Origin of the sequence: Cellulosimicrobium cellulans (assembly GCF_016921195.1) — a bacterium.
Classification (GTDB): domain Bacteria; phylum Actinomycetota; class Actinomycetes; order Actinomycetales; family Cellulomonadaceae; genus Cellulosimicrobium; species Cellulosimicrobium cellulans_F.
Genome location: NZ_JAFGYF010000001.1, coordinates 578,827 through 596,636, shown reverse-complemented (window position 1 = coordinate 596,636; position 17,810 = coordinate 578,827). Strand labels below are relative to the sequence as shown.

At 73.1% G+C, this 17,810-nt stretch carries 17 protein-coding genes; 9 read left to right on the top strand and 8 right to left on the bottom strand.

The window, feature by feature from the left end; all coding sequences use genetic code 11:
* Nucleotides 1-48 precede the first annotated feature (48 nt).
* Entirely contained in the window at nt 49-465 is a 417-nt protein-coding gene (locus JN535_RS02560) for a winged helix-turn-helix transcriptional regulator (protein WP_205201715.1), read from the top strand.
* A gap of 9 nt (nt 466-474) precedes the next feature.
* Here JN535_RS02560 and JN535_RS02555 read toward each other — a convergent pair whose 3' ends face one another.
* Nucleotides 475-1,794, bottom strand: a complete 1,320-nt coding sequence (locus tag JN535_RS02555) for an MFS transporter (RefSeq protein ID WP_205201713.1) — start codon at nt 1,792-1,794, stop codon at nt 475-477.
* Nucleotides 1,795-1,822: 28 nt separating this feature from the next.
* Entirely contained in the window at nt 1,823-2,782 is a 960-nt protein-coding gene (locus JN535_RS02550) for a sugar phosphate isomerase/epimerase family protein (RefSeq protein WP_205201711.1), read from the bottom strand.
* Between the two features lie 271 nt (nt 2,783-3,053).
* On the opposite strand from JN535_RS02550, the gene JN535_RS02545 reads away from it, so the two are divergent.
* Entirely contained in the window at nt 3,054-3,323 is a 270-nt protein-coding gene (locus JN535_RS02545) for an HPr family phosphocarrier protein (RefSeq protein ID WP_205201709.1), read from the top strand.
* A 150-nt stretch (nt 3,324-3,473) separates the two neighbouring features.
* Here the strand turns inward: JN535_RS02545 and ptsP are convergent, their stop codons facing one another.
* Complete coding sequence (ptsP, locus tag JN535_RS02540) at nt 3,474-5,207, bottom strand: phosphoenolpyruvate--protein phosphotransferase (protein ID WP_307868119.1); 1,734 nt, start codon at nt 5,205-5,207, stop codon at nt 3,474-3,476.
* A complete protein-coding gene (locus JN535_RS02535) occupies nt 5,204-6,601 on the bottom strand; it encodes a PTS transporter subunit EIIC (protein ID WP_205201706.1) in 1,398 nt (465 codons plus the stop codon). Before JN535_RS02535 ends, ptsP begins: the two co-directional genes overlap by 4 nt.
* Before the next feature lie 366 nt (nt 6,602-6,967).
* Between JN535_RS02535 and JN535_RS02530 the strand changes: the two genes are divergently transcribed.
* The 4 genes from JN535_RS02530 to JN535_RS02515 all read left to right on the top strand — a co-directional run bounded on the left by JN535_RS02530 (nt 6,968) and on the right by JN535_RS02515 (nt 8,892).
* Nucleotides 6,968-7,807 (top strand): GntR family transcriptional regulator, encoded by an 840-nt coding sequence (locus tag JN535_RS02530; protein ID WP_240200425.1) that lies wholly within the window; start codon nt 6,968-6,970, stop codon nt 7,805-7,807.
* The gene (locus JN535_RS02525; protein ID WP_024839826.1) at nt 7,804-8,049 is read left to right on the top strand and encodes a PTS transporter subunit EIIB; all 246 of its coding nucleotides are present in this window, start codon (nt 7,804-7,806) and stop codon (nt 8,047-8,049) included. Before JN535_RS02530 ends, JN535_RS02525 begins: the two co-directional genes overlap by 4 nt.
* A 148-nt stretch (nt 8,050-8,197) precedes the next feature.
* Nucleotides 8,198-8,428, top strand: coding sequence for a PTS transporter subunit EIIB (locus JN535_RS02520; RefSeq protein ID WP_053369276.1), 231 nt, complete (start codon nt 8,198-8,200; stop codon nt 8,426-8,428).
* Entirely contained in the window at nt 8,428-8,892 is a 465-nt protein-coding gene (locus JN535_RS02515) for a PTS sugar transporter subunit IIA (RefSeq protein ID WP_205201702.1), read from the top strand. The genes JN535_RS02520 and JN535_RS02515 overlap by 1 nt, the downstream gene beginning before the upstream one ends.
* 114 nt (nt 8,893-9,006) lie before the next feature.
* Here the strand turns inward: JN535_RS02515 and JN535_RS02510 are convergent, their stop codons facing one another.
* From JN535_RS02510 to JN535_RS02500, 4 genes are all read right to left on the bottom strand, one after another.
* Entirely contained in the window at nt 9,007-11,034 is a 2,028-nt protein-coding gene (locus JN535_RS02510; RefSeq protein ID WP_205201700.1) for an NHL domain-containing thioredoxin family protein, read from the bottom strand.
* 26 nt (nt 11,035-11,060) lie between these two features.
* Nucleotides 11,061-12,641: a GmrSD restriction endonuclease domain-containing protein gene (locus JN535_RS02505; RefSeq protein WP_205201698.1), complete on the bottom strand. Its 1,581-nt coding sequence runs from the start codon at nt 12,639-12,641 to the stop codon at nt 11,061-11,063.
* Nucleotides 12,642-12,766: 125 nt separating this feature from the next.
* Nucleotides 12,767-12,898 (bottom strand): hypothetical protein, encoded by a 132-nt coding sequence (locus JN535_RS21115; protein WP_275892126.1) that lies wholly within the window; start codon nt 12,896-12,898, stop codon nt 12,767-12,769.
* 56 nt (nt 12,899-12,954) lie between these two features.
* Nucleotides 12,955-14,154: an FAD-dependent oxidoreductase gene (locus JN535_RS02500; protein WP_205201696.1), complete on the bottom strand. Its 1,200-nt coding sequence runs from the start codon at nt 14,152-14,154 to the stop codon at nt 12,955-12,957.
* Nucleotides 14,155-14,248: 94 nt separating this feature from the next.
* Between JN535_RS02500 and JN535_RS02495 the strand changes: the two genes are divergently transcribed.
* From JN535_RS02495 to JN535_RS02485, 3 genes are read left to right on the top strand one after another with little or no spacing between them, the layout of a single operon-like run.
* Entirely contained in the window at nt 14,249-14,461 is a 213-nt protein-coding gene (locus tag JN535_RS02495) for a heavy-metal-associated domain-containing protein (protein ID WP_307868235.1), read from the top strand.
* The gene (locus JN535_RS02490) at nt 14,458-15,417 is read left to right on the top strand and encodes a heavy-metal-associated domain-containing protein (protein ID WP_205201694.1); all 960 of its coding nucleotides are present in this window, start codon (nt 14,458-14,460) and stop codon (nt 15,415-15,417) included. Before JN535_RS02495 ends, JN535_RS02490 begins: the two co-directional genes overlap by 4 nt.
* A gap of 47 nt (nt 15,418-15,464) precedes the next feature.
* On the top strand, nt 15,465-17,783 hold the full coding sequence (locus JN535_RS02485) for a heavy metal translocating P-type ATPase (protein WP_205201692.1): 2,319 nt from the start codon (nt 15,465-15,467) through the stop codon (nt 17,781-17,783).
* Nucleotides 17,784-17,810 lie beyond the last annotated feature (27 nt).

Genomic DNA, 17,810 nt, shown 5'->3' with positions numbered 1-17,810 from the left:
GGTCAGGGCGCCTCCCGCGACGGAACGAGTGCGACGAAGGAGCGAACGATGACGACGACGGCGGTCCGCACCTCCCCGGGCACGGGGACGCCCACGGGCACGTCCACCGGCGCCGCCACCGGACCCGCGCGGCGCGGGCCCTACGTCTGCGGCCTCGACGCGGCGATGGACGTCGTGAGCGGGAAGTGGAAGTCCCTGATCCTCTGGGAGCTCGCGGCCCACGGCGTGCGCAGGTACGCCGAGCTCAAGCGCGGCCTGCCCGGGGTGAGCGACAAGGTGCTCGCGCAGCAGCTCCGCGAGATGGAGGCGGACGACCTCCTCGTGCGCGAGGTGTTCCCCGAGGTGCCGCCGCGCGTCGAGTACTCCCTCACCGCGCACGGCCGCTCGCTCAACACGGCGCTCGCGTCCCTGGGCGACTGGGGGCGCGACCGCATCGAGCGCATCGGCGCCCCGCGCGCCGGCTGACCCGGCGGCTCAGGGCTCGGGGTGCAGGGCGTCGTAGCGCCAGAACCTGCGCTGCGACCGCACGACGAGCCACAGCACGACGACGCACGCCACGCCCCCGGCGACGGCGGCCCACGCCTCGCCGACCCACGTCGCCTGCGCCCCGAGCACGAGCTCGCCGAGGCGCGGCCCACCCGCGACGACGACGATGAACACGCCCTGGAGGCGGCCGCGCATGTCGTCGGGCGTCGCGGTCTGGAGGATGGTCTGGCGGAACACCGCGCTCACCGCGTCCGACGCGCCCGCGAGGGCCAGCGCCACGCTCGCCGCGACGACACCGCCCACGAGAACCGTCGTCGGGGCCGTCGGGCCGACCCCGACGAGCACGAGGCCGAACAGCACGATCGACAGCCCGTACGCGGTGACCGCCCAGACGATGACGCGGCCCTGCCAGCGCACGCGGGACAGCCCGCCGGAGAACACGCCCGCGAGCACGGCGCCGACCGCGAACGCCGCGGTGAGCACGCCCGTGGTCGCCTCCCCGCCGCCGAGGAACAGGACGCCCGCGGCGGGCAGCAGCACGCGCGGCGACGCGAGCACCATCGCGGCGAGGTCGACGAGGAAGGTCGTGCGGACGTTGGGCTGCGTCGCGAGGTAGCGCAGGCCGTCGACGACGGACCGCCAGCCCACGACCCGGCGGCGCCGCCCCGCGGGCGCGGCCTGCGGGGTGTCGTCGCCGGTGAGCGGCGGGATGTCGGGCAGCCGCCACACGGCCCACAGCGCGGCGGTGAAGAGCACGGCGTCGATCGTGTACGCGACCTGGTAGCCCCACAGCGCGACGAGGAAGGCGCCGCCCAGCGGGCCCACGGTGAGCGCGACGTTCCAGGCGATCGTCTGGAGCGCGTTGGCCGCGGGCAGGAGCCGGGGCTCGACGAGGCGCGGGATGATCGCCGAGCGCGCCGGGTTGTTGATGGCGAACGCCGCGGACTGCGCGGCGACGAGCGCGTAGAGCACGCCCACCGAGTTCAGGTGCAGCCACGCCTGGACCGCGATGAGCGCCGTGATGACCCACAGGGCGGTCGACGCCGCGAGCGCGACCTTGCGGCGGTCGTACGCGTCGACGAGGGCGCCGCCGTAGAGCCCGAGCACGACGAGGGGCACGAGGGCACAGAGCCCGAGCACGCCGACCGCGAGCGACGAGCCGGTGAGCGCGTAGACCTGGAGGCCGACCGCGACGACGGTGAGCTGCGAGCCGAGGTTCGAGATGCCCAGCCCCCACCACAGCCGGCGGAACGGCGGGGAGGTACGCAGCGGCGTCGTGTCGGCGAGGAGACCGTTGACGCGAGCCACGATCGCCGAGCCTACGTCAGCGATCGCCTCAGGCCGTTCCCGCGTCCTCCGGGGAGCCGTCCGCCGTCGTCTCCGCCCCCTCGCGCGCGTCCTCCTCGCCCCAGGCGTCGGCGTGGCGGTGCGGGGGCCCGGGCGGCGGCTCGTAGCCCGGGTGCGGTCCGGGTGTGAGGTAGGTGCGCGCGAAGAACAGCGAGGCCGCGAGGTCCTCGCGGCGCTCGGCAGCGGTCCGGGCGCGGCGCGTCGAGATCTCGACGACGACGTCGCCCGACCACCCGCGCCGCACGAGCTCGGCGAGCACCTTGTCGCACGGCTGGTCGCCGCGCCCCGGGACGAGGTGCTCGTCCGTGATCGACGACGACCCGTCGGCGAGGTGCACGTGCGCGAGGCGGCCGTCGAACACGTCGAGCAGCGCGAGCGCGTCCTGCTGCGCGACGGCGGCGTGCGACAGGTCGAGCGTCACGTGCTCGTAGCCGTGCTCGGACGGGTCCCAGCCCGGGAGGTACGCCTGCATCTCGCGCTTGCGGCTGCGCCACGGGTACATGTTCTCGACCGCGATGGTCACGCCCTCGGTCTCGTCGAGCTCGCCGACGAGGTCCTCGAACTCGCGCGCGTAGCGGTACTGCCACCGGAACGGCGGGTGCACCACGACGGTGCTCGCCCCGACCTCCTGCGCCAGCTCGACGCTGCGCCGCAGCTTGGGACCGGGCGAGCGCCCCCACACGCGCTGGCTGACCAGGAGCGTGGGCGCGTGGATGCTCCGGATGGGGACGTCGTGGTCGGCGGCGAGCCGCCGGAGCGTCGCGGCGTCCTGGGTCGTCTCGTCGGACCACACCATCACCTCGACGCCGTCGTACCCGAGGTCGGCCGCCGCCTCAAAGGCGTACGGGGCCTTGCGCGGGTAGACGCTGGCCGTCGAGAGCGTGACGTGGATGCGCTGCGCCTCTTCCGGTGCCGGGGAGGGCGCGCGCGGCGTCGTCGCGTCGGACATGCCGGTCACCCTAGACCCGTCGGCTGTGCCCCACACCCAGCGAGCGCTCGGCTGGGGAGAAGCGGTGGACCGCCCTGGCCTCGCCATGGCGGCGACGGCGGGCGTCATCGACATCCACGTGGTCGCGGGCTCGACGGGAGACACCGGGACCCGCGTCGCGCGCGCCGGGCAAGGCGGTCCTGTGGGACGGGGGCCCTGGGGCCCTCGCCTTGTGCGGGGCTTTCCCCTAGGATGCACTGGTCCAGACCACTTGTCTGCCGGAGGAACCACCATGGACCGTGCCGTCGTCGTCGCGATCACCGAAGGCCTTCACGCCCGCCCCGCCGCCCTGTTCGTCAAGGCGGCCGCCGCCCAGCCCGCGCCCGTGCGGATCGCCAAGCCGGGCGGCGACCCCGTGGAGGCGGCGAGCATCCTCAGCGTCATGACGCTCGGCGTCGCGGCCGGGGACGAGGTCGTCCTCTCGACCGACGCCGACGGCGACGACGCGAGCGCGTCGATCGACGCGCTCGCGACCTTCCTGGAGCAGACCGAGGTCGCCTGAGCCCGTCGGCCCGGCCCGCCACCTGCGCCCACCACCAGCCGCCGAACCCGGGGTCGTGGTCACCCCAGCCGCCGAACCCAGGGATGTCGCCGGGTTCGGCGGCCGGGGTGACCACAACCCCGGGTTCGGCAGCGGGGTGGGGCGTGGCCGCTAGAGGCCCAGCTCGGTCAGGATCGGGAGGCGCGACCGGACGGCCGCGCGCGCCGCGTCGGGCGTGGGCTGCTGGAGCGCGAGGAACGCGAGCTCCTCGCACTGGTCCGACGTCGTCGCCCCCAGCACCGTCGCCACGTCGGCGAGGGCACGGGGCGTCATGGACAGCGACGTCACGCCGAGGCCCACGAGGACCGGCGCGAGCACCGGGTCGGCCGCGGCCTCGCCGCACACACCGAGCGGTCGCCCGTTGAGCGCCGCCCCCGAGCCGGTCGCGCCGACGAGCGCGAGGACGGTCGGCTGCCACGCCGTCGAGAGCCGCGCGAGGTCGGAGACCTCGCGGTCCGCCGCCATCGTGTACTGCGTGAGGTCGTTCGTACCGATGCTCGCGAACGACGCCTTCGCCAGCACCCAGCGCGCCCCGAGCGCCGCGGCGGGGACCTCGATCATCACGCCCGCGGTGCCCAGGCCGTGCTCCGCGCACAGCGCGACGAACGACTCCGCCTCGTCCGGCGTCGCGATCATCGGCGCCATGACCCACACGTCCGCCGACTCCGCCTCCGCGGCACGCGCGATGGCCGTGAGCTGCCGGTCGAGCACCTCGGGGTGCCGGCGCGCGGTGCGCAGGCCGCGCACGCCGAGCGCCGGGTTGGGCTCGGCCTCGGGCGTGACGAACGGGAGCGGCTTGTCCGCTCCCGCGTCGAGCGTCCGGACGACGACCTTGCGGCCGCCGAAGGCCGCGAGCACCTCCCGGTAGGCCGCGACCTGCTCGTCGATCGTCGGCTCGACCGTGCGGCCCAGGAAGCACACCTCGGTGCGGAAGAGCCCCACGCCTTCCGCCCCCGCCTCCGCGGCGGCCCGCGCGTCCTCCCCGTTCGCGACGTTGGCGAGGAGCTCGACGCGACGACCGTCCGCCGTCCGCCCCTCGCCGTCGAAGCGGCGACGCTCACCGCGTGCCCCCCGGGCCGCGACGACGGCGGCCACGTCCTGGGCGGACGGGTCGCGCTCGACCGTGCCGAGCCCGCCGTCCACGAGCACCATGTCGCCGTCGTGCAGGGTCAGCGCGTCCTCGACCGCCACGACGGCCGGGATGCCGAGAGCGCGCGCGAGGATCGCGGTGTGCGACGTCGGCCCGCCGCCCCGCGTCACGACGGCGAGCACGCGCTCCGGGTCGAGCTGGGCGGTGTCCGCGGGCGCGAGGTCGTCCGCGACGAGCACGAACGCGAACCCGGGGTCGGGCACGCCCGGAGCAGGCAGGCCGAGCAGCGTCGCGACGATCCGGTCGCGCACGTCGCGCACGTCGCGCGCCCGCTCCGCCATGAGCCCGCCCAGCGCCTCGAGCTGCCCGACGACGACGCCCGCCGCGTCCCACACGGCGCGCGCCGGGGTGGACCGCTGCTCACGCACGCGCCCGACGGCGTCGCGCGCCAGCGCGGGGTCCGCCGCCATCGCGGCGGTCACGCCGAGCACCTCCGCCGCGGTGCCCTCGGCCCGCGCGGCGCGCGCCGTGAGGTCCTCCTGGACGGTCGTGACGGCCGCGAGGACCTGCGTCACCGCGAGGTCCACGTCGGCGTCCGTGCCGTCCGCGGCGAGCGGGGTCGGGTCCGGCTCGGGGACCGGGTCGGGCATCCGCACGACCGTTCCCGCGCCCCGGCCGGGGCTGACCGGCACACCGGTCAGCCCCGGGTCGAAGACCCGTGCAGGTGCGCGCGTCGCGTCGTCGGCGACGGTCACGCCGTGCCTCCGCTGCCCGAGCCGGTCCGGCTCGGGACGTCGCCCTCGGTGCCGTCGGTGGCTCGGTCGCCTCGCGCGGCCGTCGGGGCGTCGAGCACCGGAGCGTCCACCGTCGGGGTGCCGGTCGCCCCCGCGGCCCCCGTCGCCTCGACAGCACCGTCGGTGTCGTCCTCGCGGCCCGGGGTCCGCAGGTTCCAGCGCGTGATGACGAAGCGGAAGAGGAAGTAGTAGATCACCGCGTAGCCGAGCCCGATCGGGATGAGCAGGAGCGGCATCTCGGCGATCCGGAAGTTCAGCAGGTAGTCGATCGCGCCGGCCGAGAACCCGAAGCCGTCGCGGATACCGAGAGCGTTGACCAGGGCGAGCGACGTCCCCGTGAGCACCGCGTGGATGACGTACAGCGGGTAGGCGACGAAGACGAACGCGAACTCGAGCGGCTCGGTCACGCCCGTGACGAACGAGACGAGCGCGGCGGAGCCCATGATGCCCGCGACGACCTTGCGCTGAGCCGGCTTGGCGGTGTGGACGATCGCGAGCGCAGCGGCCGGGAGCGCGAACATCATGATGGGGAAGAAGCCGGTGAGGAACGTGCCGGCCGTGGGATCACCCGCCAGGAACCGGAAGATGTCGCCCTGGGCGACCGTGCCGTCGGGCGCGGTGTACTCGCCGAACTGGAACCACGGCAGCGAGTTGAGCAGGTGGTGCAGGCCGATCGGGACGAGCAGACGGTTGAGCGTGCCGAAGATGAACGCGCCGAGGATCGTCGAACCCGTGACGAACCCACCGATCGTGTCGTTGATCAGCCAGTCGAAGGCGGGGTAGATCAGGGCGCCGACCACGGCGATGAGGACCGACACACCCGCGGTGACGATCGGGACGAAGCGTCGCCCGCCGAAGAACGCGAGGTACGGAGGCAGCTTGATCCGGTAGTACTTCTGGTAGAGCAGCGCCGCCGTGAGGCCGATGACGATGCCCCCGAGCACGCCGTAGTTGATGAGCTCCTGCGTCTCGCCCTCGGCGGCCTTGCCGAGCACGTAGGGCGAGAGGGAGTCGCTGACGCCCTTGAAGACGAGGTAGCCGATGAGGGCCGCGAGGCCCGTCGTCCCGTCGGACTTCTTCGCGTACCCGACCGCGACGCCGAGGGCGAAGATGATCGGCAGGTTGGCGAACAGCGCGTTGCCGGCCGCCCCGAGCACGTCGGCGACGGGCTGCATCCACGCGAAGGTGCCGGCCACGCCGTCGGCGCCGAGCATGTCGGGCTGGCCCAGGCGCAGCAGGAGCGCGGCGGCGGGCAGGGACGCGATGGGCAGCATGAGCGAGCGCCCGACGCGCTGGAGCTGCGCGAAGCCGGGCACGCCCTTCTTCGTCCTCGTCGGTTCGGCGACGGTGGTCATGTGTCGTTCTCCTCCTGGGTGGGCCTGGGGCGCAGGCCGAGGTGCGTCGAGCGGCGGCTGTGGCGCGACGTCGTACGGGCGTCGTTGCCGGTCCCGGGGCACGACGAGAAGACCTGGGGCCGTCGTCCCCGAACACCCGGTCCAGGTTGTCTGGACCACTTGCAGGAAGAGTGGTCTAGACCTCATGATGTGTCAACCCCCGGAGGTGACCCGGGACACACGGGCAGGTCCACGACTCGCGTCGCCGCAGGTCGGACGACGGACAATGCACCCGTGGAGATCGAGGCACCGACGCAGGACGGCCCGTCCGGGCCAGGCACCGACGCAGACGCGGGACCGATGACAGGAAAGAGACGCGGCACGACGATGAGCAGGTCACGATCGAAGGCGAGCGAGCACAAGTACCTCACGGTGCGCGCCTACCTCGCCGACCTCGTGGCGAGCGAGCTCTCCGTCGGCGACGCGGTGCCGTCGGAGCGCAGCCTCACGGAGAAGTTCGGCGTCTCGCGCATGACCGTGCGCCAGGCGATCGACGCGCTCGTGACCGAGGGCGTGCTCGAGCGCGCGCAGGGCCGCGGGACGTTCGTCGCCCCGCCGCGCGCGGACTTCGAGATGCGCCTCACGACGTTCGGCGAGGAGGCGAGGCGCCGCGGGATGGAGCCGGGCACCGACGTGCTCGAGGCCGGCACGGTGCCCGCGCCGGCCTCGGTCGCCGAGTCGCTCGGGCGCGCGACGGGCGACCCCATGCACCACGTGGTGCGCCTGCGCTCCGCCGACGGGTCGCCCATGAGCGTCGAGGAGGCATGGATCCCCGTCGACCTCGCGCCCGACCTCCTCGACGACGGCGTCCCCGAGAGCCTCTACGGCGCCCTGCGCGAGCGCGGCCTGGCCCCGACGTGGGGCGAGGACACGATCACCGCGTCGGACGCCACGGTCCAGGAGCAGAAGCTCCTCGGGCTGCGCGCGTCGCGGGCCGTCATGCGCACCGTCCGCCGCACGTTCGCGGGCGACGCACCGCTCATGTACTCGCGGTCGAGCTACCGCGGCGACCGGTACAGCGTGTTCGTCCCGCTGCGCGAGGCGAGGCCGACGCTCGTGCCGCGCACCGGCGCGACCCCCATGACGAGCAACCCCGAGACGACGACCACCGACGACCTCGACCCCGTGCCAGTGCCGGCCCGGGCGACCGAAGGGAACGACCGATGACACAGTCCGACGCAGAGCGCGCCGCGACGATCCTCGCCGGGCTCGGCGGGGTGGCGAACATCGACGAGATCGACCCGTGCACGACCCGGTTGAGATCGCTCGTCAAGGACCCCGCGCTCGTCGACGCCGCGCTCCTGCGGCGCGCCGGGGCGTTCGGCGTCATGGTCAACGGCCGGGTCGTCCAGGTCGTCGTCGGCCCGCAGGTCGACACGATCGCGTCCGACCTCGCCGACCTCATGTGAGGACCCGCCACGACCGCAGCACCACCGCCGTCGCACCACCGCCGTCGACGGCGTCCCGACCCGCGCGCCCCGCGCACCCCGACCGGCACGGCAGCCGGCCGGGACACCTGACCCGGCCCCGGCCGGAGCACGACCACGAGGAGCACCCGTGAGCAAGGCAGAGCAGATCCTCCGAGGCCTCGGCGGCGACGCGAACGTCGTCGACCTGGAGGCGTGCATCACGCGCCTGCGCGTCGAGGTCGAGGACCCCGCGCTCGTCGACGACGCGACCCTGACCGCCGCCGGGGCGATCGCCGTCGTGCGGTCCGGCGCCGCGATCCAGGTCATCGTCGGCCCCGAGGCCGACAACATCGCCTCCGACATCGAGGACCTGCGCTGATGGCCGCGCCGCTCACGGTGCTCGTGCCCGTCACGGGCACGGTCGTCGACGTCGCCGACGTCGACGACCCCGTCTTCTCGGCGGGGCTCGTCGGGCCGGGGCTCGCCGTCGAGCCCGACGACGCGCAGGGCGGCGAGGCCGTCGCGCCCATCACGGGCACGGTCGTCAAGCTGCACCCGCACGCGTTCGTCGTCCAGCACGACGACGGCCGCGCCGTCCTGGTGCACCTCGGCATCAACACCGTGCAGCTCGGCGGCGCGGGCTTCACCACGCACGTCGCGCAGGGCGACCACGTCCAGCGCGGCACCGTGCTCGTCTCGTGGGACCCGAAGGCGGTGCGCGACGGCGGTCGGTCGGCGGTGTGCCCGGTCGTCGCGCTCGAGGCGGTCCCCGACGACGTGACCTCGCTCGCCGAGGTCGGCGCGTGGGCCGCCCGCGGCGAGGAGCTCCTCACCTGGGGCTGACGCCCGGCGCCGAACCCGGGGTTATCGGCACCTCGCGCGCCGAACCCGGCGACATCCCCGGGTTCGGCTGGATCCGGCACGATAAGCCCGGGGTCGGCGGGCTTCGGTCGTCGGTCAGCCGCGCAGCGGGAGCGTGAGCGACGGGACGTCGCCCGGCTCGCCTCGGTCGACGACCCGGACCGGGACGCCCCAGTCCTGCTGGGCGAGGTGGCACGCGGGGAACACGTCCGGGTCGGGCTCGCCGTCGGGGCCGAGCGGGACCACGTCGCACGACGCCGCCCGGGCCGTCACGTGCAGCACGCCCTCGCGGACCTCGGGATTGATGACGAGGTCGCGACCGAGCTCGACGCCGACGCCCTCCCCGGACAGCAGGAGCTCGGTCGGCGTCGCGCTCACGCGCAGCTCGGTCGACGGGCCGAACCGGTCGTCGAGCTTCTGGCCCGGCGCCGGGACGAACGGGACGTCGAGCCACAGCGGCCCGGCCCCGATGTCGGTGACGGGGCGCTGCGTGCGGTGCGCGCCGCCGTCGAGCACCTCGCCCGCGAGCGACGCCGGGAGCGCGACGCGCGTCAGGCGGTGCGCCGCGGACTCCACGACGAGCAGGTGCACCTGCGGCTCGCCGTCCGGCCCCTCGCCCACCTGCACGACGACGCCGCTCGGCTCGGCGAGGCCCGTCGCGAGCGTCGTGACCTCACCGGCGAGGCGGGTTCCGGAGGTGTCGTCCCCGACGCTCCCGGCGTCGCCGGTCGCGGGCGCGAACCGGCGCAGCGCGCCGTCGTAGGTGTCTGCGACGACGACGCTCCCGTCGGGCAGCGTCGCGACCCCGAGCGGATGCTGCATGAGCGCCTGCTCGGCCGGGCCGTCGCGGTGGCCGAAGTCGAACAGCCCTTGTCCGACGGCGGTCCGGACCTCGACGCCCCTGCCGGGCACCGGGGTCACGCGGCGCAGCGCCGACGTCTCCGCGTCGGCGACCCAGATCGCCCGGTCCGCGCCGACGGCCAGTCCGGACGGCTGCGCGAACCACGCCGACTCACCGGGGCCGTCCTCCAGGCCCTCGTTCATGGTCCCGGCGAGGTGCGTCATCGAGCCCTGCTCGCCGTCGAACGCCCACAGCGTGTGGTTCCCGGCCATCGCCACGACGAACGCCGCGAGGTCCTGCGACCAGGTCACGTCCCACGGTGAGGAGAGGCGCACGTCGAGCGGCGGGTACTGTCCGCCCGGCGCGGCAGGACCGTGGCCGGTGACGTCGGCGCCCCGCCCCTCCCGCAGCACGACGTTCTCGACCCCGCCGACCATGAACTGCTCGCCCGTGCCCGCGACGGTCGTCACGTGACCGTCGGCGAGGCGTACGCCGCGCAGGACGTGGTTCGCCGTGTCCGCGACGACGACGTCGTACTCGAGCCATGACCGCAGCTCGACCGGGACGAGGCACAGCCCGTTGGGCTCGGCGAACCGCGCGTCGTCGGGCCCGCCGTCGGCGAGACCGCGCTCGCCGGACCCGATGCGCCGGACGAGCGTCTCGCCGTCGGGCAGGAGCTCGGCGAGCGAGTGGTGCCCGGCGTCCGCGACGAGGAGGTTGCCGCCGGACAGCTCGATCGCCTTCGCGGGGAAGCGCAGCGTGCCCGACGACGGCGCGGGCGGCACGTACGGGCCGTCGCCGCGGTGCAGCGTGCCCTTCGCGTCGTGCTCCGCGACGAGCTCGTCGACGAGGGCGGCGATCGCGGACGCGTGCCCCTCCCCCGCCATCTGCGCGACGACGTAGCCCTCGGGGTCGACGACCACGAGCGTCGGCCAGGCGCGCGCGGCGTACGCGGACCAGGTGACGAGCTCGGGGTCGTCGAGCACGGGGTGGTGCACCTCGTACCGCTCGACCGCGGCCGCGAGCGCCGCCGGGTCCGCCTCGTGCTCGAACTTCGGCGAGTGCACGCCGACGACGACCAGCACGTCGCGGTGCCGCTCCTCGAGCTCGCGCAGCTCGTCGAGGACGTGCAGGCAGTTCACGCAGCAGAAGGTCCAGAAGTCCAAAACCAGCACACTTCCCCGCAAATCACCAAGTGTGAGGCTCCTCCCGCCGGTATTCAGCCACCCTCGTCCCAAGAGTTCGGACGCACGGACACGAGGAGCAGAACGCAGTTTCGACACGGGTCGAGTATCCCTCACATCGAGGGTCAGGCGACAAGCCCTTGCGCTTCGCCGGCAAGGAGCGCAGCACGCTCGGTCAAGTACTTCTCCCAATCATCTTCAAAGAGCGACTCGGGAATCAGCGCAGCTTCGGCAATGTCTGAACTGTCAGCAGGCATATCCTCTGCCCTGTACACGGACGGCGCCTTGTGGAGGATGGTTCGATTGTCAACACGACTGATAAACGCAATGTTTGCCAGCGCGTTGATCCGAGCGTCATCCAACTCAATCGCATTTGCCTTGAGATACGCCTTCGGGAAGCAGTGGTGATATTCCTTACGGTTCGGCTCAGCGAGGACCGTGTCCAACTCGACATGCTCACCGCTGATAAACGACCTCGGCCGCCGCTGCGCCAGTAAGAGGATCAAGCACTTTGACGCCACGTTTGTCGATCGGAAGGAGTGGTCCAGGAAGAAACTCTCGTCAACGTCGGAGCGAATCGCATCGAGAGCTGAGGCCTCTCCACGACGTAGCGCCATTGCTTGCGTTACGTCAGTTCTCACATTGCGCAGCGGATTGCCGCTGTACCGGTGGGAGAAAGATGTCCGCCAGAACCACCGCAGCAACACCTGCCGATGCGCGTCAGTGACAGCCTTGTGCTGGTCGATCGAAAAGTACGCTGCGAGAGGAATGAGCAACGCCTGGTATGGCAGGAACTTTAGGTGCCGCACCTGGAGGTTGCGTCGCAGGAAGTCGATGGCCAGTTCGAGAGCGCGCGACACAGTTTCGAACTGTGAGCGCACCTCCGCACCGTTCACGTCAATGAGTGCCGTAGGAGAGGGGTCAGCTACGAGGATAGCGGCGCAACACCGCAGCATGAGATCGTTGTCCGAGCCGACTTCACCAAACCCGAACTCGGCAAAACTCTCCGAAAGCTGCGCGAACTGCTCCTGCAAGTCGAAATCGTCGCTCCACGTCCACGCCGTGAGAAGCTGGAACATGTCAAGCTCGATGCCCAGGCGATTAACCCGCTCAAATACGATTGCGACACTCGCCCGATCCTCGGTCTCGAACGTCTGCGTCGGGATCAGCGTCGAAACGAAGCGCTGTTGGACTACTACAATTTCTTCGAACTTACCCTCTGGAAGCGCCTGCGACATGCGCGAAAACGCAACGGGATTGAAGAAGGTCTTAAGCGGGAAGTGGCGAGCATCGTCCACCTCGTTCAGCTGAAGTGCTACGAATCGCGATTCCTGAGCATCGGTCTTTGCTTCGAAATCGTAGTAGATGGGAAGCCAGACTTCGGGGTCCTCGCCCTCACCCGCGATCTCATTCTGAAACGTCGCGAATATCGAGGTCACTCGCTGCTGTCCATCAAGGACGTAGTCAATTGGGTAATCCTTGGCGGGTAGTGGCAATTCAAATCCACCCAGCCGCTTTTCCGTATTTAGCTTGTTTCCAGTTCGCCACAAGAGGATAGACCCGAAAGGGAAACCTTTGAAGATGCTGTCCATCAGCAACGCCGCTTGCTGCGGCTCCCACACAAACTCGCGCTGAAATCCCGGGATGCGCAGTTCTCCAAGACGGACACGGGAGATCAGGCGCTCAATGCTGACTGGATCGCTCACTAGGAAAGCCCTCTCGGTCGCCGATTACGCTGGGAGGAGCATTCTCCCATCGCGCGTCGGAGTTGGCTACCCCCTCGTGGCCTGATTACAAGCAGGTGGGATACCGACCAGTTTGGCGATAAGGTCTAGAACCTCCAGAAGTCGGCCAGGACGATCTTCCCGCGTAGGTCCGCGAGGGTCAGGCTCTTGCCGCCCGTGTTGAGCCGGCCGCGCCCGAGCTCGGACGCACGGACACGGGGAAGTCGCTCGGTGGTCACGCGACCATTCTCCCGCCCCGGCCCCCCGGTACCGACGCCCACGGTCCGTCACCGCCTCAGGGGCGGCGCAGGTGGGGACGCAGCGCGTGGAGCTCGCGCGTCGCACCGAGGCCGACCACCGCGACGAGGTCGCCACCGACGCGGAACTCGCTGAGCAGCCCGCCACCGTCGAGGGCGCGATGCTGCGGGATCGCGCCGGGCACGGCCACGCCGAACCCGGCGACCTGGGCGCCGTGCAGCACGAGCGAGAACCCGGCGTCCGGTACGTACGGACCGGGGTCCCGGCCGCCGACGAGGTGGCGCAGGACGGCGTGCGCCGCGTGGGCGCCCTGCGCGGCGGCGGCGTCCCAGTGGTCGGTCCGGAATCTCTGGCCGCGCCGGTCCCGGTGGACGGCGACCGCTCCGGCGGCGAACAGGCCGGGCGCGGCCGGGACGGCGAGCCGGTCGTCGACGTCGACGCCGCCTCTCGCGGCGACGACGGGCACGCCCGCGCCGGGCGCGGCGGGGACGGTGCCGTGCGCGACGACGACGAGGTCGGACTCCAGCGTCGTCCCCTCGGCGAGGCGCACGGCGACGGCGCCCGGATGCTCGGTCACCGCCTCGACCCGGCGGCCGAGGTGCGCGTCGAGGCGCTCCTCGTGGCGCAGGGCGACGGCGCGCGCGACCGCGGTCCCGAGCGGCCCGGCGAGCGGGAGCCGGGAACGGGCGACGAGGTGGACGGTCGAGCCGGCCTCGGCGAGCCAGGCGGCGGTCTCGGAACCGACGAACCCGGCGCCGAGCACGGTGACCGTGCGCCGCGCGGGATCGGGGCCGAGCAGGGCGCGCAGCCGCTCGGCGTCCCGCGCGGTGTGCAGGGGCACCACGCGGGACTCCGCGCGGTCGATGCCCGCGAGCGCGGGAGCGCGATCCACGGCCGGACCAGGGCGAGGCACCGCGCCGGTCGCGAGGAGCACGGCGGCGGCGGTGAGCACGCGCCCGTCCGCGAGGACGACGGTACGCCGCGCGGGGTCCAGCCCGGTCGCGCGCGACCGCACGAGCTCGACGTCGGCCGGCACGGGCAGGGCGGCCTGCTCCGCGGTGAGCAGGCCCTGGAGGATCGCCTTGTCGACGAGGGTCCGCAGGTAGGGATCGCCCTCCTCGCCGTGCACGAGGACGACACGACCGTCGAACCCCTCGCCGCGCAGCGTCGTCACGGCAGCGTGCCCGGCTGCTCCGCCACCGACCACCACCACGTCCGGCCTGTCCACGTCGCCCATCTCTCCTCCTTGACCTCGATACCCCCGCTGGGTATATTCGCCATCCTAGGCATACCCCGTGGGGGTATCAGCATCGAGGAGGAACGTCGTGAGCATCGTCGAGATCGAGTACCAGGTGACCGGCATGACCTGCGGACACTGCGAGATGTCGGTGCGCGAGGAGGTCGGACAGGTGCCCGGCATCACCGCGATCGACGTCAGCGCGACCACCGGTCGGCTCGTCGTCACGGCCGACCAGCCCGTCGACGACACCGCGGTCCTCGCCGCCGTCGACGAGGCCGGCTACACGGCGGAGCGGGTGCGATGAGAGCCCCCGCCCGGATCGGGCTCTACGTCGCCGGGCTCGGGGTCGTGTTCGTGGCCTCGGCCGCGGTCGCGGGCGCCGTCGTCCCCGACGGCGCCCTGTCGGAACCGCCCGCCGCGCACGCGCCGGAGCAGCACGCCGCCACGAGCGACGACCCCCCGCAGGAGACCAGGAGAGGAGCGGACATGGTCGGCGGACTGTCCCTGGAGCAGGACGGCTACACGCTGGGCGAGATCGAGGCCCCGCAGACGCCGGGCGCGCCCGGCGAGCTCACCTTCACCCTGGCCGACCCCACGGGCGCACCGGTGACCGACTTCGCCGTCACGCACGAGCAGCGCCTTCACCTCGTCGTCGTGCGTTCCGACGGGGCGCACTACCGCCACGCCCACCCCGAGCTGGACGACGCCGGCCGCTGGTCGGTGCCCTGGACGTGGGACGCCGCGGGCACCTACCGCGTGTACGCCGACGCCGTCCCCACCGGCGGCGACCCGCTCACCCTGAGCCGCACCGTCGAGGTCGCGGGCGAGGTCGTGCCCGTCCGGGCGGACGCCCCCACGACCACCGCGTCCGTCGACGGGTACGACGTCGCGCTCGGCGGGAGCCTCGAGGCCGGCGCGGTCTCGCGGCTGACGCTCGAGGTCACGCGGGACGGCGAGCCGGTCACGACGCTCGAGCCGTACCTCGGCGCGTTCGGTCACCTCGTCGCGCTCCGTGACGGCGACCTCGCCTACCTGCACGCCCACCCCGAGGGCGCCGAGGCCGCGCCGGGCGAGGTCTCGGGCCCGACCGTGACGTTCGGCGTCGAGGCGCCCACCGCGGGCCGGTACCTCCTCTACCTCGACTTCCAGGTCGAGGGCCAGGTGCGCACCGCCGCCTTCACGGTCGAGGCCGCCCCGGCCGTCGACCGTACGGGCGACGCCCCCTCGGCCGACCACGACACCACTCCGCACGACCACTGATGACCCCTGCACCGGGCAGCACGTCGCCCGGCCGGAAGGAGAACCTCATGACGGCATCCGCCGCCCCGCCGCCGGGGACGTTCGTCGAGCTCGAGATCGGCGGGATGACCTGCGCCTCGTGCGCCATGCGGATCGAGAAGAAGCTCAACCGGCTCGAGGGCGTCACCGCGACCGTGAACTACGCGACCGAGAAGGCGAAGGTCACCGTCCCGGACGGCGTCGACGCGGCCACGCTCATCGCGGAGGTCGAGAAGACCGGCTACACGGCGCAGGTCCCGCGCGCCGAGGTCCCCGCCTCCGGGGAGGACGCGGGTACGGACGCGGACGACCCCGAGCTCACCGCGCTGCGGCACCGGCTGATCGGCGCGGTCGTGCTGTCGATCCCGGTCATCGCGATGGCCATGGTCCCCGCGCTCCAGTTCACGTACTGGCAGTGGGCCAGCCTCGCGCTCGCCGCGCCCGTCGTCGTGTGGGCGGCCTGGCCGTTCCACCGCGCCGCGTGGACGAACCTGCGCCACGGCGCGGCGACGATGGACACCCTGATCTCCGTCGGGACCAGCGCCGCGTTCCTCTGGTCCCTCTACGCGCTGTTCCTCGGCACGGCCGGCGAGCCCGGCATGACGCACCCGTTCACGCTCTCCGTCGCCCGGACCGACGGCGCGGCGAACATCTACCTCGAGGTCGCCGCCGGCGTCACGACGTTCATCCTCGCCGGCCGCTACTTCGAGAAGCGGTCCAAGCGGCAGGCGGGCGCCGCGCTGCGCGCCCTGCTCGAGCTCGGCGCGAAGGACGTCGCCGTGCTGCGCGACGGCGCGGAGACCCGCATCCCGATCGCCGAGCTCGCCGTGGGCGACGAGTTCGTCGTGCGGCCGGGCGAGAAGATCGCGACCGACGGCACCGTCGTGGCCGGCACCTCCGCCGTCGACGCCTCGATGCTCACGGGCGAGTCCATGCCCGTCGAGGTGGGCGAGGGCGACGCCGTCACCGGGGCGACCGTCAACGCCGGCGGGCGGCTCGTCGTGCGTGCCACGCGCGTCGGCGGCGACACCCAGCTCGCGCAGATGGCGCGCCTCGTCGAGGACGCGCAGTCCGGCAAGGCGCAGGTCCAGCGCCTCGCCGACCGGGTCTCCGCGATCTTCGTCCCCATCGCCATCGCGATCGCCGTCGGCGCGCTGGGCGCGTGGCTCGGGGCGGGCGCCCCGGCCTCGGCGGCGTTCACGGCGGCCGTCGCGGTCCTCATCATCGCGTGCCCGTGCGCCCTGGGCCTCGCCACCCCGACGGCGCTGCTCGTCGGGACGGGCCGAGGCGCGCAGATGGGCGTCCTCATCAAGGGACCGGAGGTGCTCGAGTCCACGCGGGCCGTGGACACCGTCGTGCTCGACAAGACGGGCACCGTGACGACAGGCGTCATGACGCTCGCCGACGTCGTCACCGGGACGGGCACGGACCGCGGGGAGCTCCTGCGCCTCGCGGGCGCGCTCGAGGACGCCTCGGAGCACCCCGTCGCCCGGGCGATCACCCGCGGTGCGGCTCAGGAGGTGGGCCCGCTCCCCGTGCCCGCGGAGTTCACCAACGTCGAGGGCAAGGGCGTGCAGGGCGTCGTGGACGGGCACGCCGTGCTCGTCGGCCGCGAGTCGCTCCTCGCCGAGTGGGCGCAGCACCTCCCGCGCGGGCTCGCCGACGCCAAGGCCCGCGCCGAGGAGCAGGGCGGCACCGCCGTCGGCGTCGGGTGGGACGGGCGCGCCCGCGGCGTCCTCGTGGTGGCCGACGCGGTCAAGCCCACGAGCGCCGAGGCGATCCGCCAGCTCCGCGCGCTCGGCCTCACCCCGGTGCTCCTGACCGGGGACAACGCGACCGTCGCCCGACGGATCGCGGCCGAGGTCGGCATCGACGAGGTGATCGCCGAGGTCATGCCGCGCGACAAGGTCGACGTCGTCAGCCGGCTCCAGGGCGAGGGCAAGGTCGTCGCGATGGTCGGCGACGGCGTGAACGACGCCGCGGCCCTCGCCCAGGCCGACCTGGGCCTCGCCATGGGGACGGGCACCGACGTCGCGATCGAGGCCGCGGACATCACGCTCGTGCGGGGCGACCTGCGCTCCGCGGCCGACGCGATCCGGCTCGCGCGCCGGACGCTCGGGACGATCAAGGTGAACCTCTTCTGGGCATTCGCCTACAACGTCGCCGCGATCCCGCTCGCCGCGCTCGGCCTGCTCAACCCCATGCTCGCCGGTGCCGCGATGGCGTTCTCGAGCGTCTTCGTGGTGGGCAACAGCCTGCGGCTGCGCTCGTTCTCCAGCCGCGCGACCGGCGCGCACCCCGGCACGCCCGCCCCGACCGCGCCGACGGCCCGGCTCGCCGGCGTCTGACCCCGACCCCGACCCCGACTGACGACC